At 54.3% G+C, this 15539-nt stretch carries 11 protein-coding genes and 2 pseudogenes; 5 read left to right on the top strand and 8 right to left on the bottom strand.

The features are described 5' to 3' along the window. Positions 1–93: 93 nt before the first annotated feature. The 8 genes and pseudogenes from Poly51_RS28015 to Poly51_RS28050 all read right to left on the bottom strand — a co-directional run bounded on the left by Poly51_RS28015 (position 94) and on the right by Poly51_RS28050 (position 8902). Entirely contained in the window at positions 94–339 is a 246-nt protein-coding gene (locus Poly51_RS28015) for a hypothetical protein (protein WP_186775867.1), read from the bottom strand. A gap of 43 nt (positions 340–382) precedes the next feature. Further along, positions 383–1921, bottom strand: coding sequence for a sulfatase family protein (locus tag Poly51_RS28020; RefSeq protein ID WP_146462279.1), 1539 nt, complete (start codon positions 1919–1921; stop codon positions 383–385). Then, positions 1918–3426, bottom strand: a complete 1509-nt coding sequence (locus tag Poly51_RS28025; protein WP_146462280.1) for a sulfatase-like hydrolase/transferase — start codon at positions 3424–3426, stop codon at positions 1918–1920. The genes Poly51_RS28020 and Poly51_RS28025 overlap by 4 nt, the downstream gene beginning before the upstream one ends. Then, positions 3423–4925 carry a LamG-like jellyroll fold domain-containing protein gene (locus Poly51_RS28030; RefSeq protein ID WP_146462281.1) on the bottom strand — a complete coding sequence of 501 codons (1503 nt, stop codon included), beginning with the start codon at positions 4923–4925 and terminating at the stop codon, positions 3423–3425. Before Poly51_RS28030 ends, Poly51_RS28025 begins: the two co-directional genes overlap by 4 nt. Further along, positions 4925–5449 carry a sigma-70 family RNA polymerase sigma factor gene (locus tag Poly51_RS28035; protein ID WP_146462282.1) on the bottom strand — a complete coding sequence of 175 codons (525 nt, stop codon included), beginning with the start codon at positions 5447–5449 and terminating at the stop codon, positions 4925–4927. The genes Poly51_RS28030 and Poly51_RS28035 overlap by 1 nt, the downstream gene beginning before the upstream one ends. 288 nt (positions 5450–5737) lie before the next feature. Further along, complete coding sequence (locus Poly51_RS28040; RefSeq protein ID WP_146462283.1) at positions 5738–6841, bottom strand: sugar kinase; 1104 nt, start codon at positions 6839–6841, stop codon at positions 5738–5740. Between the two features lie 7 nt (positions 6842–6848). After that, positions 6849–7514: pseudogene (eda, locus tag Poly51_RS28045) on the bottom strand (bifunctional 4-hydroxy-2-oxoglutarate aldolase/2-dehydro-3-deoxy-phosphogluconate aldolase). Between the two features lie 17 nt (positions 7515–7531). Continuing rightward, the gene (locus Poly51_RS28050) at positions 7532–8902 is read right to left on the bottom strand and encodes a glycosyl hydrolase (protein ID WP_246114836.1); all 1371 of its coding nucleotides are present in this window, start codon (positions 8900–8902) and stop codon (positions 7532–7534) included. A gap of 134 nt (positions 8903–9036) precedes the next feature. Between Poly51_RS28050 and Poly51_RS28055 the strand changes: the two genes are divergently transcribed. The 5 genes and pseudogenes from Poly51_RS28055 to Poly51_RS28070 all read left to right on the top strand — a co-directional run bounded on the left by Poly51_RS28055 (position 9037) and on the right by Poly51_RS28070 (position 15416). Next, complete coding sequence (locus tag Poly51_RS28055; RefSeq protein WP_146462285.1) at positions 9037–10203, top strand: sugar phosphate isomerase/epimerase family protein; 1167 nt, start codon at positions 9037–9039, stop codon at positions 10201–10203. A gap of 114 nt (positions 10204–10317) precedes the next feature. Next, complete coding sequence (locus Poly51_RS30785) at positions 10318–12267, top strand: hypothetical protein (RefSeq protein WP_186775868.1); 1950 nt, start codon at positions 10318–10320, stop codon at positions 12265–12267. Further along, positions 12155–13435 (top strand): sulfatase, encoded by a 1281-nt coding sequence (locus tag Poly51_RS28060; protein WP_186775869.1) that lies wholly within the window; start codon positions 12155–12157, stop codon positions 13433–13435. Before Poly51_RS30785 ends, Poly51_RS28060 begins: the two co-directional genes overlap by 113 nt. A 184-nt stretch (positions 13436–13619) precedes the next feature. Further along, positions 13620–14065: pseudogene (locus tag Poly51_RS28065) on the top strand (MarR family winged helix-turn-helix transcriptional regulator); the annotation flags it as partial. A 7-nt stretch (positions 14066–14072) separates the two neighbouring features. Beyond that, the gene (locus tag Poly51_RS28070) at positions 14073–15416 is read left to right on the top strand and encodes an alkyl/aryl-sulfatase (RefSeq protein ID WP_146462287.1); all 1344 of its coding nucleotides are present in this window, start codon (positions 14073–14075) and stop codon (positions 15414–15416) included. The last annotated feature ends 123 nt before the right edge of the window (positions 15417–15539 follow it).

The raw sequence follows: 15539 nt of genomic DNA on the forward strand, positions 1-15539 counted from the left end.
TTTTTGTTTTGCAACATCAGTGTGACGCGGGACGCCCTTGTTCTGAAACACCAATCCGAGGTTACGCAATGCCGCGAAACCGACGCACCTCAATCAACCGTCAAACTGCGCCCTGAAGAGACCACACCCGTATACATCAAGTAGCACCCGCATGTTTTCTGGCAGCTTGTCTCTGCCTGCCTTTAATTCTTCGGCCGTAATGTTGCCATCACGATTCAGGTCGATTTCAGGCGCGCCAGCTAATATCTTCTTCTGAACCCTTTTTGGGATCGGGATTTCTGTCGCCAAGGCGTCTACTGCAAACAATGCTGCAATGAACGTTAATGCAATGGTTTTCATACCCTGCGCCTTTCTGGATTCAGTTGATTCGTGCAATTGATGTTCATAGTTGGTTCGCAACGCCAGCGGGGCGTGTGTTCTTGCGAAGCTCTTTGTGGAAATTTTCTATCTGCTTTTGCAGCCTCACGACGATTTCTGGGTGTTTGGAAATCAGGTTGTTTTGTTCGCCGAGGTCATCTTTAAGGTTGTAGAGTGCCGCAGATGATTCCTGTTTTGGACTCGTGCCCTTCCTCCGCTCCTTGATGATCGCGTTCCGCTCTTTGCGCGGAAGTTTCAGCTCCTCCGCAGTCAACTCAACCTCATCTTCCGTGTCTTCCTTATCGAAACTGTCCTCGACGAGGTACTTCCAGTCACCGACGCGGATTGCCTGAACACCTCGGCCTCGCAGGTAGAAGATTGCTTCGTGAGGTGACTTGGCATCCGGCTTTCCAGCGAGCAGCGGCCAGATGTCTTTGCCATCAATCACGCGGTCGCTGGGAATCTTGCCGCCCGCCAGTTTGGCCAGCGTCGGCAGCAAATCCATGCAAGTGATGGCTTCGTCAGATTCAGTGTCTGCGGGAATGTTACCTGGCCAGCGAGCAATGAACGGGACTCGGACGCCGCCTTCGAGAGTCGAGCCTTTGCCACCTTTCAACGGGCCGGCGCTGCCGCCTGTGCTGGTGTTGGGTCCATTGTCGGACGTGAAAATGACCAGCGTGTTCTTGTCGAGTCCCAGTTCTTTCAGAGACCGCAGAATCTCGCCGGTGCTCCAGTCGAGTTCCTGAATCGTGTCGCCGTAGATGCCTCGCTTGCTGCTGCCCACAAACTTCTCGGAAGCATGCAGCGGGATGTGCGGCATGTTGTGCGCCAGGTACACGAAGAACGGCTGGTCCTTGTTTTCGGTGATGAAGCGGATGGCCTCAGCCGTGTACCGCTGAGTGAACTGCGTCTGGTCGGCGGGCACTTCGACGACGATATTGTTCAACACCAGTGGACATTTCGCTTCGTTCAATTCGAGAATGCTCTCGCGGGTATAGCCTTCGCGAAAGATGCAATCAGCAGCGTATCGCTTGAGTGTGGGATAGAAGCCCTGACTGTTGGACGATGGCGTTCCGTACCAATAGTCAAACCCATGGTTCAACGGTTGGAACATGTCTTGATTGCCGAGATGCCATTTACCAATGATAGCCGTCGCATAACCCTGACCTCTCAGTAGCTCCGGCAACGTGATCTCGTCAGGATTCAGCCCATGGCTGTTCCGAGGAAATAGCACACCGCCGATGCCGACACGCGTCGAATGGCTTCCGGTCATTAGCGCCGCGCGTGTCGGCGAACAGACGGGAGAAACATAGAAGCTGTTGAACTTCATTCCCTCGGACGCCATGCGGTCGATGCTTGGCGTAGCAATATCGTCGGCTCCATAGCACGACAGATCGCCATAGCCCAAGTCATCGGCCAAGATGACGATGGCATTTGGTTTCCGCTCGGTCGGTGCTGCCGCGTTGGCGTCGCTGATCGCGATGATTACAAGGAGACACGAGCAGACGATCAACAGGCAAGCGTAGACCGTTCCTGAGTTTACTGAAGCAGCATGGTTATTCATGGGGAATTCTCCCGATGTAGAACGCTCGTCGATGACCGTCCGCCCTTACGCTGTTCTTCAAGCAGCCCCGCCAGTCGCTTCACAATTTCGGGATGTTCGTTGGAGACGTTGTTTTGCTCTCCAGGATCATCCTTCAGGTTGTAAAGTTGAGCGTGAAGTTCGTCGCGCTGCGAAGGCCGCTTTAATGTCGGGCTTGCTTGCCCTTCGACATACTTCCATGGGCCACTTCGCATGGCGTAGTTACCATTGGGACTGTGCACAATCATCGATGGCCGAAGCGGTTCTTCATGCGGCAATCCAAGCAATGCCGGCAGCACATTGAAGCTGTCCTCAGCGACGTCTTCGTTCGGCGATACGGGCTGATCAATCAACGTGGCAATCGTCGCATAGATATCAACGAGGTTAATTGTTTCGTCGCACACGGCTCCTGGTTCAACATGTCCGGGCCAGCGAACAAGCAACGGAACTCGAAAACCACCCTCGTAGATGCTGTGCTTGCGACCGCGCCAGTGGCCATTCGGACGAAGCCCCATGCGAAACGCTTCCGCCTCAGGGCGTTGCCCCTCGGTCATCAGCACGCCACCGTTGTCGCTGGTGAAAATGACAAGCGTATCATCAGCCGCTTTCATCCGATCAAGCGTGTCCAGAATTCGACCGACGGACATGTCAAGTTCGTGTATCCAATCTCCATACAGTCCAGTCCCGCTTGTACCGTTGGTTTCTTCTGACGGCGTGTACGGAAAGTGGATCGCGACGGGCGCAAAATAAAGAAAAAAAGGCTCGTCACGTTTTGGCTCCTCAAGCCAACGAATCGCGTCCGTTGTTAATTCATCCATCACGTTTTCATCGACGCGCTGAGGAGCATCGATCCCCATGTACTCTCGACCGTAGGGAGATTTTCCTGCCGAAACATTTCCGCCGCTGCGCAAGCCGACGACTTGCCGATTGCGAACATAAACCCCCGAAGCGTCTCCATGATTCTGCGGCACGGCAAAGTGATAGTCGAAGCCGATATCGAGCGGCCCCGGTGTAAGTGGTTTCGTGAAGTCCGCTTTCCCTGTGCCGTACCCGAGGTGCCACTTCCCGATGGCGGCCGTGCGATAACCCGCCGACTTCAGCAGTGATGCGATGGTGGAGCGTGACGTGTCGATGTGCAACGGGTCGGTCGTGTTAATCACTCCGTGCTTCTGGTTCGTCCTCCAATCGTAGCGACCGGTCAGCAATCCGTAGCGAGTTGGCGAGCACACCGAGGACGGGGTGTTGGCATCCGTGAAACGTCGCCCCTGCTCAGCCAGCCGATCGATATTCGGCGTGTGTATGTGCGACACGTCCGCGCCGTAACTGTTGAGGCTTCCGTACCCAAGGTCATCCGCAAGAATGATCACGATGTTAGGCCGGTCGGCAGCCGCTGCGATCGATCCGCCGAAGATCGGCAAAGTGGCGAGCACACTCAACCAACTTCGTACCAGAAGACTGAACAAGCCATTATTCAATTCGTTACTCATTGTGATCTGGCAATCTCCTCTTGGGCGGTGCGATAAAGCGCGGCGACTTCTTCTTCGGTGAGTGCTCTGTCAAACAACGCCACCTCATCGATCCGGCCGCCCCACACACGATTGGCACGGGCATCCGTTCCAAACCAGACCGTCTCGGCGTCGGTGGTTGCCAAGGCTTTACAGGGTTTGGACGCAACAAGCTTTCCGTCTTCGTAAAGCTGCAGGTTCTCACCATCAGCTGTGACGACGACGTGCCTCCAAGTCTTCAGCGGCAGGACCGAGCCTCCTGAGACGGATAATACATCGTCATTACGACGCCTGACGCTGGCCTGAAGCATTCCGTTCTCGTTGAGAGACAAGCCAAAGTTGCCACGCTCACCATCCAAATTCGTGGCAACGATTGCACCGTGCGCGGGTGTTTCGAGATACACGAACACGGTCAGCGAGAATTGCCCTGTACTCAATGCAGGTGGCAAATCGACGCGTCCTCCACGGCCCGTGGAATCGACTCCGACTCGCAGAGAACCGCCGACGAACACCCCCTGAGCATGCGGCGGACGTTTTCCTTCTCCAGTTAAGAGGACGCCTGAATACTTGGGCGGTTCGGAAACCAGCCCGCGGTCGCGAATAGGCATTCGATAGTGGGCCAGAGGCGATAACCGCTTGACCGCGCGAACGTAGTTCAGCCTCGGTTCGTCAAAGTTGCGAATGAACCTTGCGGTCGCGATGGAGATGTCTTCGAGCTCAGCCGCTCCGTCGGTTATCCGGACAGCCTGCGACGCCTGAAGATCAACGGATCTTGAGGCATCACGTTGATTCGATGCCCCAGGATTGACTCGTACGAGCCCATCAAACACATGTATCTCACTCGCTCCGCCTTCCACATCAACGGAGAACTCGGTTCCAAAGTCAACGACCTCCGCTTCGGGTGTATCAACGGTAAATCCGATGCCCTCGGGAGGAACGTTTGCGGAAAGTCGCCCGTGTTGTAGCACTAGACGCTTGCCGCTGATAACACTGAATTGAGCGGGTGCCTCCACATAGACCATCACGCCGCCGTCGAATTGCAGATGCACTAAGCCACGCCTGAGTTGATATTCCCCGGCGACCAGTTCGGTGGCGTCCCAATTCGCCTCTCCATTAGTGAGCAATGCATCAATTCGGCTGACGACGGTTGCCAGTTGCCCGGTCGAAGCGTCGGGCTGAGCATCATCTGGCCACAGCATGAAAGCGAAGAACAGACTGGCCGCTGTTGCCAACGCGATCACCCCGACCTTCGTAAAACGTGATCCGATCGCGCTAGCGGTTTCGCCGGTGCAAGTTTCAATTGCACGCTCTTGGATACTCCGACGACGTAGCGAACACCTCAAATCCGAGTGCAATTCAGCTCGCTTGGCGAAACACTGAAGATTAGCCGGCAATTCCAACCACTCGACTACGCGAGCCTTTTCGTCATCTGAAACATCTCCATCCAAGAAACGATCCATCAAACCGTCATCAACTGGCATCACGCGCCCTCCGTAACAAGTCGCCGCTGAACACAATCGGCAAGCGCCGAACGAGCACGAGTTAAGAGCACACGAACGGACCCAGAAGTCGAACCGACCGACTTCGCAATGTCCGCGGCGGAAAGATCATCGACATACCGCATATTAAGCAGCCTGCGTGACTTCTCAGGCAACCCATCCAGGCAGGTTTCCAACGCTTCCCGACGTCGATTTCGGGTAGCGGCTTGCTCGACAATCGTCTCACTCAGGCGTTGCAACAAATCGTTCGAAAATACCAACTGATTTCGGCCCTGCTTGCGATAGAAATCGATCACCCGCGACTTGGCGATCCACAGAGCCCATCCAACGAAGGGACGTTCGGAGTCATACTCGTCGAACCGACGTGCAAGTTCCTCCGCAATCCGCTGGACAACATCTTCCGCATCGTGAAATCCGGCAACAGCGGCAAAAACGTACGCCGAGATCGAGGGCTCGGCCTTCAGCCAGCACTGTGCAAATTCCTCTCGTGTTCGTTTTTCATCCATAATGCGTCCGACGCTGAGAACTCTCGATTCACACGTATGCCGCTCGCTGCAAAGCTTCGTTAACAAAAATTTCAGCAAAACTGGAAAAAATGCGTTCGGGAGAGTCGACATTCCCCCCACCACCCCGGCAAGCGCCGTCCGATTAATAAATCGACAAGCCCTTGACTAGTTTTGCTACGCATTATTGCTGGGGCGGAGAGGGACGCTTCACACCTCATGACTTACCGTGAATTCGGGGTACAGAACGAAGCTGATGGTTCATGTTTCGCTGTACTACGCTGACGTGAATCAGCGAACAACTCTCGCCCCTGCGCCTGACATCACCTTTTCAACTTCACTGAGGTTGGCCATCGTCGTGTCACCGGGAGTCGTCATTGCGAGGGCACCATGCGCAGCGCCGTAGTTGACCGCTTGCGATGGATCTCCGGTGGTAAGGAATCCATAGATCAAGCCGCTGGCGAAGCTGTCGCCGCCGCCAACCCGGTCAAAGATTTCGAGCTTCTCGAACGCTTGCGACTGATAGAAGATTCCGTCACTCCACACGATCGCGCTCCAGTCGTTGATGGTTGCCGAATGCACCTTGCGGAGAGTTGTGCCGGTGACGAGGAAGTTTGGAAATTCGGTAACGGCTCGATCGATCATTTGCTTGAATTTGTCAACATCAATGTTGCTGAGGTTTTCACCGACTCCTTCCACCTCCAAGCCGAGGCAAGCCGTAAAGTCCTCTTCGTTGCCGATCATCACATCGACCGATTTGGCGATTTCACGATTGACTTGTTGCGCTTTGGCGTGCCCTCCGATTCCATTCCAAAGCGATGGTCGGTAATTCAAGTCATAGCTGACAATCGTGCCATGTTTCTTGGCAAATTGAACCGCTTCGATGACGACCTCCGGTGTCGTATCGCTGAGGGCGGCGTAGATCCCGCCGGTGTGAAACCAACGCACTCCAAGTTTGCCAAATAGGTGATCCCAATCGATGTCGCCCGGCTTCAGTTGACTGGCCGCGGTAAGTCCACGATCGGGACATCCAACGGCTCCGCGAATACCGTAGCCACGTTCGGTAAAGTTCAGTCCGTTGCGGATGGTCCGTCCCAAGCCATCGTACGGCATCCACTTAACGAAGCTCATGTCGACACCGCCTTGCAGAATCAAGTCCTCGGCCAAGCGCCCGATTTCGTTGTCGGCAAAGGCGCTGACCAGAGCGGTGCGCATCCCAAAGCATCGTCGCAATCCTCGAGCCACGTTGTATTCTCCGCCGCCTTCCCAAACTTGAAATTGACGTGCGGTGCGGATGCGAGTTGCGCCTGGGTCGAGCCGAATCATCACCTCGCCAAGCGAGACAAGATCGAAATGGCATTGATCAGACGGTTTGATGGATAAGGTATTCTTCATGAATCGCCTAGATGAATTTGAATGTTGGCTTACCCTCGGAGCTTGCGACAGCCTCCGCCGTCAGCCGTTGGACTTCCGAAAAATTCCTACTTTTGATCAGGTCCGCTTTGACCATCCAACTGCCACCGCAAGCAATCACCGAGGGAAGGTCCAAGTAGGTTTTCAAATTTGCCGCGCTGATCCCACCCGTCGGGATGAAGCGGATGTTGCCATAGGGGCCTTGCAATGCCTGGAGCATCTTGACGCCGCCGATCTGCTCTGCGGGAAAAAACTTGACGACTTCGAGCCCGAATTCCAGTGCCGTTTCCAGGTCGGTCGGGCAAGAGACTCCCGGGTAGATCGGCATCTGATGGTCCAATCACCACTGAACGGTTTTTGGATTGAATCCGGGAGAGACCACAAATTTAGCGCCGGCATCGGCCACCTTTTTCGCTTGCTCGACACTGTGAACGGTTCCTGCACCGACGACGAAGTCATTGCGCGTCGATAATTTTGCGATTGCTTCGAGTCCCGCATCGGTACGAAGCGTGATCTCGGCGATCGGGAGACCGCCCCTATCGAGTGCGTCGGCAAGCGGCGCAACATCATCAACACGGTCAATCGCGATGACAGGAAGAATTCTTAGCCTTTGAATGGTGGCTCGCATGGAGAGTGCAATTTCCGATTGATTCATGATGACTGGACGCAAATTCAGATGTAAAACTTCAGGTAAGGTTGGTCATTTGCAAGCCGGTCAACAAGCAAAACAACTTCCCTCGCGTGATAGTCGCCCCACATGCTTGATTCTCCGCTGGGGATTCGCTGCCCGCTGGGAATGTGGTCCCAATCATTGGGGCGATGATAAATGGAGTGCAGCGCTAAGCCTTGATGATCCTCATTCGTGCTCAGATAGGGCTCGTCAAGCAGCGTTCTCAGCACGGTCAGTCCAGCTTGCGTGTAGCGTTTACTATCAGCTGCATCGCTGTCCTGGAGATAGCGTCCAAGGCGAATCAGTCCTTGCGCACCGATCGCCGCTGCCGAGGAATCAACGGGTTCCCAATCATTCAACGGATCAGCCGGGCGATCGAGATAGTTGCTTCCAAGTCGATGAAGATTCGGTGCTCCGGTGTCCCAATAGGGAATCCCATCGGCGGCGCTGTTCTCGATATAGAAATCGCAAGACGCTTTGGCCATTTTCAGCAAGCATCCCTCCACCGCGAGACGACCTCCATGCGGGACCAGTTCAGCTTCGTCAACGATACTCAGAAACTCGAGCTGCTCTGCCGCCCCGACCATGACCCATGCCAGTCCTCGTGTCCAAGTGGTAAATGGTGAAAAGCCTTGCTGTGAATTGGGACATCGGTACTTCCCGTCGTTCACATTGAAGATGCTTTCATGCGCTGTACGTCCCCACAGGTCGTAAGCGTCTCGACCGTCACCGTAGTACACCGCATACTCAGCCGTCGTCTTGGCATGCTGGATCAGCCGATCCAAGAGACTGATCTCGACGTCGCTCTCCGTCATCATGGAATGGCCCAGTTGGTGTGCAACGGCCAAGGATCGAAGCGAACGGATTGTGTCGGCAAACAACGAGTGTGGTCCATTGAAAGTATAGATATATCCGCCTCCCGGAAGATTGGTCCAACGACGTGCCTGGACGACGCCGGAAGCCTTCAGTGCCATTTCGTAAAAATTGCGTTCCCAGGGATCTTCGGTGATACGACCCTCATTCATCAAACGAAGCAAATTGCCATAGGTGCTGACGTTGTTGAAACCATGATCATGGACACCAAAGTGGGTCACATGAGCGGCCATCTTTTCGACGGTGTGTTTCTTTCCCATCTCGAGAAACGACTCGTCACCGGACGCATCGAACTGAAGAATCTCGGATCCGAATTGAAACCCTTGCGTCCACTCGGTCCAGCCACGTGTGGTGTACCGTCCCTTCACCGTGAACACGGGTGATCCGAGCGTCGCATCATAGTCCTGATTCAGACTAGAAATCTTCTTCGCGGAAAGCGCCCAGAACCGTTGAATGGCAGGAAGCAGATCTTGCGGGGCTAGTTCTTGGTCAATATGCAATGTGTTTCTCGCGGAAAACTTTTTTGGTGAGGCCTGTGAACACTCTCCCGCAATACCTCCGATTGGACAAGAAAATCGCCAAAACATCGAAGTAAGGTTGTTTCGGGCGAGTTTTTGGAAAAAGAGAATTCTCCGTGTCCAATTTTCGATTGATCGGGAGAGAGTACGAGACAACTCACGTATTCCAATCCAACACGGAACAGAACCCGATGCAACGTCGTCAATTCATCGCAGCAGGAGCGATTGGTGCGGTTTCCGCGGTTTCGCAATCATCTGCCTTCTGCATGAACGACACTGGAGGCAAGCGAATTCCACTCGGACTCGACGGGCATTCGATGCGATCCATGCGGTTCAAAAAGTGGAAGGCAACTCAGTTGATCGAGTTCGCCGCTGAGCAAACACTCGATGCGGCACTCTTCAACGGCCTGCACTACTTCGAGAGCCTTGAAGCGAGCTATCTGAAGGGCCTCAAGGACCTGGCCGACCGTCATGAAATCAAGCTCTACACCGGTGCTGGCGGGATTGCGAACAACGGCAAGCAATTCAAAGACACGTGGGGCACCGCCGAAGAGCTACTGACCACGGGAATTCGTGTCGCAAAAACACTCGGATCGCCTGTCGTCAACGTGAGAATCGGAAGCATCGACGACCGCTTTCTGGACGGTGGAATCCAGCCACGAATTGACGAAGCGGTTCGTGTGCTGAAGGCATCGAGTTCAAGAGCGAGAGACGCTGGCATCAAATTCGGGTTTGAAAACCACGCAGCCGATCTTCGCAGCGAAGAGCTTGTCACGTTGGTCGAAGAAGTTGGAACCGACGTTTGTGGCTTGATGCTTGATCCCGGCAACGGGTTGTGGGCGATGGAAGACCCGATGAAGCACCTGGAAACACTCGCCCCTTACACGGTGTGCAACAGCATTCGCGACTACACCGTGTGGCCCAGCGAAGATGGAGCCATCTTTCAATGGATGGCGGTCGGTGAAGGCATGATGGACGTGCCGAAGTATGTCGACACGCTCGCCAGTGCGAATCCCGGTATGCCGATTTTCGTCGAGTCCATCTCGAATTCGGCGCGGCCGATTCCCTACCTGACCAGGGAGTATTGGAAAGCCTATCCAAACCTGGACGCATCCCAAATCATCGACTTTCTGAAGTTGGTTCGCAAAGGCAAGCCAGCCAAGATTGATAAGCCCGCCGAAGGCCAGGACGAGAAGACCTTCGATCAAGAACATGAGCGTAACGAGTTCCTAAGAAGCATCGCTTATCTGCGTGAACATTGCGGAGCAGGGTTGAAATCCTGATCGCGCAAGAATGTCAGCTTTTGGCCCCTTCGATCGCGGCGGAGAGGAGGACGTTGGAGTTCAAGTTGAAGTTATAGTCCACGTCCAAGTCACTTATCCCTAACAGAAATCCAAATGCAAACGCAAAAAACTCTATGGCCGCCACGGATGTCGCGACTTTCCATCGCATTGGTCGTGGTATCCACCCTGCTCGCACCGAGGTCTGTTTTGGCCGATGTCGAATTCGATTCCGCGATTCCGCAATTGAAGTTCGCGGCACAGGAAATTGATCGCGCGGTGGCAGAGATGCAGCGGACAGATTTGACGGTGACCTTGACCGTCAAGTCCGACAATAAGTTGGCGGAAGCATTTGAAATTCGAGTGGCTGCACCGAACCGTGTCGAGGTGATCGGTTCGGATGCGACCGGCGCAATGTACGGCGGTATTGAAGTGGCCGAGTACTTGAAATTGGGTCTTCCTATCGCGAACGTGATTCGCAAGCCATTCGTGGCGAAGCGCGGGATCAAATTCAATATCCCGCTGGATGCGCGGAGCCCTTCCTACGACGACTCAGGGGACGCTGCGAATGAGAATATCGAACACATGTGGGATTTTGAAGGGTTCTGGAAGCCGTATCTCGATGATCTGGCTCGCTACCGCTACAACGTTTTGAGCCTGTGGACCTGCCACCCTTATCCGCACATGGTCAAAACGCCTGGCTATGAACAAGCCATTGAGCATGATGTCTATAAAGTGCGCGATGGCGTTTTGAAGCATGATTCCAAAGGCAAGTTCATCGCCAGAATTTTCGACCCCAATGACGACGAATGGGAAGAAGGTTACCTGGATTCAAACCAGGACGGAGTCGTCGACACCAAAGACGATACGCTCGAGTTGGTGAAGCGAATGACGATCGACGAGAAGATCGCGCACTGGAAAAAGGTTTTCAAGCATGCCGGCGATCGTGGCATTCAGATCACCCTGTTTCACTGGAACGTATTCACCTACGGTGCCACTGGAAAGCACGGAATCACCACCGATCAAACTGATCCCGATACGATCGCCTATCTCCGCGCAGCCGTGAAAGAACTGGTGCTGAACTATCCGTCGATTACGGCCATTGGTGTTGCCGCGGGAGAGAATGACAACAAATTTCTAAAGGGCGATGATTCCACCGAGGCGTACATCTTCAAGACGTATGGACTTGGCGTGATGGACGCGAAGGCTGATCCACGTTGGGACAAGAATCGGGAGGTGCGATTCATCTTCCGTAATCACAGCACCAAATGCGACGATGTCCAGGAACAGTTCGCCTCAAAGTATGACGGGTCGGTTGATGTTGAAATTAAGTACTGCGTGGGTCGCCTCTATTCCTCAAGAAGACCCCTGGAGTGGGAGTCTCGCGCGAACAAAGGCGGCTGGCTGGAACGTGGATACAAAGTCTGGATGAACATCCGCAACGATGACATTTTCATGCACCGTTGGGGCAGCCCCGACTACGTTCGCCAATTCATTGGTGAGATGCCGCTTGATGAATCTCCCGGTTTCATGATGGGATCGGATGGCTACGTCTGGGGACGCGTGTTCTATTCCACGATTCCGGATTTGCAGGGTCAGTTGGAGATCGATAAGCATTGGTACAACTTCCGATTGTGGGGCGAACTCGCTTACAACAACGAACTTGGCAACGAGTATTGGGCCGCAACCCTGAAGCATCGTTTCGGCTTGAATGATCGATCGGCAAAATTGCTTCACGATACCTGGCAAACGGTTTCCGAAGTGGTTCCGCAGATCAATCGAGCTGTCTACGAGGGCACCGATGCGGCATTTGCGGCGGAAGGCTGCATGACGGGATTAGCTTCGGCCACCGGATTCTTGACGATTCCGCTGTACTACTACGGCGAGGGGCCGGCAGTTTATCGTCGCAAGCCAATGCAATTGAGAAAGAATCCGCCCGGAGACGAGGTGCAGTGTGTCTCCGTGCCCGATTGGGGAACCGCCTATCTGGCCGTCACGAGCTTCATTCCTGAGCGGACTCTATCCACAATCGACGGGAATTTTGGACAACACAACCGACATTCGTGACGCCCGCCCGGGAACGGTTTCGATGCCACAACGATTCAGAGAATCAGGCTACTGGACCGGTGCGGTCGGCAAAGTTTTTCACAATCAGAGAACCGATCCGGGTGCATTGGCTTGGAATGAAGTGTTGCGATTCGAGAACGATGAGTTGCCAATGGTGACACCGATCCGCGAAAAGTTTGAACACGAACACGGATCGATCGCAACGGGTGAGGCTCGTCGAATGTGGCGAGACTTTTATCCGACAATAGCGCCGCAGACTCGCGGGCAGGACGCAGGACGTGGCCCGACCGGGTTGCGTGACGAACAGCACAGCGATGGCAAGAACGCTCGCCAGATTGCATCGTGGTTGGAGAACAAGGCGTATGGCAATCAACCGTTCTTCATGGCATGCGGCATTCACAAACCGCATGTCCCGTATCTTGCACCCGACAAGTATTTTGAGATGTATCCGCGAGACGAACTGATGTTTGCCCCGGCATCGCTGGAGCATTGGAAGCACGTCCCGAAGATCGCTCAAACCAAACGCTACGAGGCGTTTGGATTTAAGTTCGGCGAAGAGAACGACGATTTACGACGCGAGTACATCCAGGCATACCATGCTTGCATTTCGTTCATCGATGCGCAGATCGGAATCGTTTTCGATGCTCTGCAACGCAGCGGCCATTGGGACGATACGATCGTTGTGTTGATATCGGATCATGGATATATGCTGGGTGAAAAGTTCATGTGGGGCAAAGTCATGCTGTTCGAACAATGCGACCGCGTGCCGATGGTGATCCGAGTGCCAGGGCGAACCCAACCAGGATCGACGAGCGAGGGACTGGTTGAGCTGGTCGATCTGTTTCCAACCCTGGCCGAGCTTTGCCACGTGCCCGCGCCCGCAGAACTTCAAGGCCAAAGCCTTTCAGGTATGCTGGCTGATCCGTCATCTAATGGAAAAGAGATCGCGTACACGGTCGTCACGCGTGGTGACGAACTAGGACAAGCGATTCGGACGCAACGGTATCACTACACATGGTGGCCGACCGGAGTAGAGCTTTATGACTTAAGCACGGATCCAGATGAGAACAACAACCTCGCGAAAACGCTGACTCACCAGAAAACATTGGCGATCATGCAAGGCAAGCTCGACGAGGTGGAAGCAAAGGCCGGGTCAAGAAAACGATAGACGACACAAGTTTTCGACAACCTATTCTAGATTTCACATACTCAAGATCTATTCCAAGCATCTATTGATGCATCCGATATCAAATCCAATCGTTTTCATGCCGTTGGTCGTGGCTTTTACTGGCATTGTCCAGTTTTTTCTGGACCGACGACGATATCGAATCAGGATTCGCGCGGCGGAAAACATGCACTTTGAATCCGAATTCTCGCCCGGATTTGCGATCGGGCGAGTTGCCGATCCGATTCTCGAATGGCTGGGGTGCTGAAGAGTGACGGTTGGCCGTTTTCGCGGGAGGAAACGCAAACACTGATCACTTTGTCCGATGCAGGCCGGCCCCCAAACATGAACGAGTCAGCGTCACTGTTGATTCGAGATCCGACGACGGTAAAGTGACGATCAGACCGACTCGTGGAACAGAAGCTTTCCCGGCGAAGCGTATCGAGTAAAGATACTCGGATCGGGATGACCGGAATGACTCGCCGCGGCGAGCAGAAACTTCAAACCGCTCTGCCCCTGCTAGCCAACTTGCGAAAGACAGCATTGACGGGCATCTCGAAGTCGGAGATGGAAGCGACAAAGAACTTTCTGCGAAAGATGCAGAAAAACTTATCCGAACGTATTTCAAAGGAACAGTTTCATGAAACGAACCATCTTCTCTTTCTGCCTTGTGCTGTCCGTTGCCAGCTCCGGCGTTGCTCAGGAAGTGACGAACGCGACTCAGCGGTTGAGGAACCAGAGCGTTCAATTCGAAGAGCAAATCGTCAAAGTTGCAGACAAAGTTCACGTCGCTGTTGGTTTTAGTCCCGCCAACGTTTCGATGATCGAAGGCGATGACGGATTGGTCATCATCGACACTGGTATGTCGGTAGATGATGGCACTCGCATCATGGAAGAATTCCGCAAGCTCAGTGATCAACCCGTGAAGGCGATCATCTTCACCCATGCGCACGGCGATCACACCGGCGGTGCGGCGGCGTTTTTCGGTGACGAACGTCCGCAGATTTGGGCACATGAGAACTTCGGCAGCGAAGCTGCTCCGTGGGAAGCCGGAGGTCTGGCGTTTCAAAATGTCCGCGGTGCAAGGCAAGCCGGGTTCAAGCTTCCACCCGAGCAGCGGATCAACAACGGCGTTGCGCCGGCGAGATACCCACGGCGCGGTGGAGCCGTCTTTTCATCGGGCAGAGAAACCACGCCGACTCACTTCCTGGACGGCGACCGCCAATCAATCGATGTCGGCGGCGTGGAGATCGAACTCGTTGCTGCGCCGGGCGAGACCAACGATGGCTTGTTTATTTGGTATCCGGCAGGAAAAATCATGTTCGCAGGGGACAATTTCTACCGATCGTTTCCAAACTTGTACGCGATTCGCGGCACTCCCAATCGCAGCACCCGGCTGTGGGCCGAAAGCCTCAGCAAAATGGCCGATACGGATGCCGTTGCATTGGTCGGCGGTCACACCAATCCGATTCTTGGAGCAGACCAAGTCCGGCAAGTCCTGACCGACTACCGCGACGCGGTGCGGTTCATCCATGACAAAACGGTGGAAGGAATCAACAAAGGAATGACGCCGGATCAATTGGTCGAGTACGTGCAGCTTCCTGAACACCTCGCGGGAAAAGAATACTTGCAACCGTTCTACGGGCATCCGGACTGGGGCGTCCGCACGACATTCAACTACTACCTAGGCTGGTTCGACGGCAATCCGTCTAATTTGTTTCCGTTGCCACCCAAGGCTGAAGCCGAGCGGGTCGCAAAGCTGGCCGGCGGAACTGACAAGCTGTTGGCATCCGCCCGCGAAGCCCTGGCCGCGGACGATGACCAATGGGCTGCGCAACTCGCCGATCACCTGCTGGCGATCGACGCCGACGACAACGTCGCGAAGCAAATCAAAGCAGACGCATTGACCAAACTTTCCAGCAACATGGTCAACGCGACCGCACGCAACTATTACCTGACTGTTGCTCGCGAGCTTAGAGAGTAGCGGTGCTTCGTATTGGATAAAGCAAAAAATCCTTCGCGTCTGCAATATGCAAGACGCGGATTCAGCAAGCGATCGAGTTCGTCGGGAGAAGCGAACGCGTCCCGCAAGTGTCGACAAAGACCA

The sequence above is a fragment of the Rubripirellula tenax genome (genome assembly GCF_007860125.1).
Taxonomy (GTDB): domain Bacteria; phylum Planctomycetota; class Planctomycetia; order Pirellulales; family Pirellulaceae; genus Rubripirellula; species Rubripirellula tenax.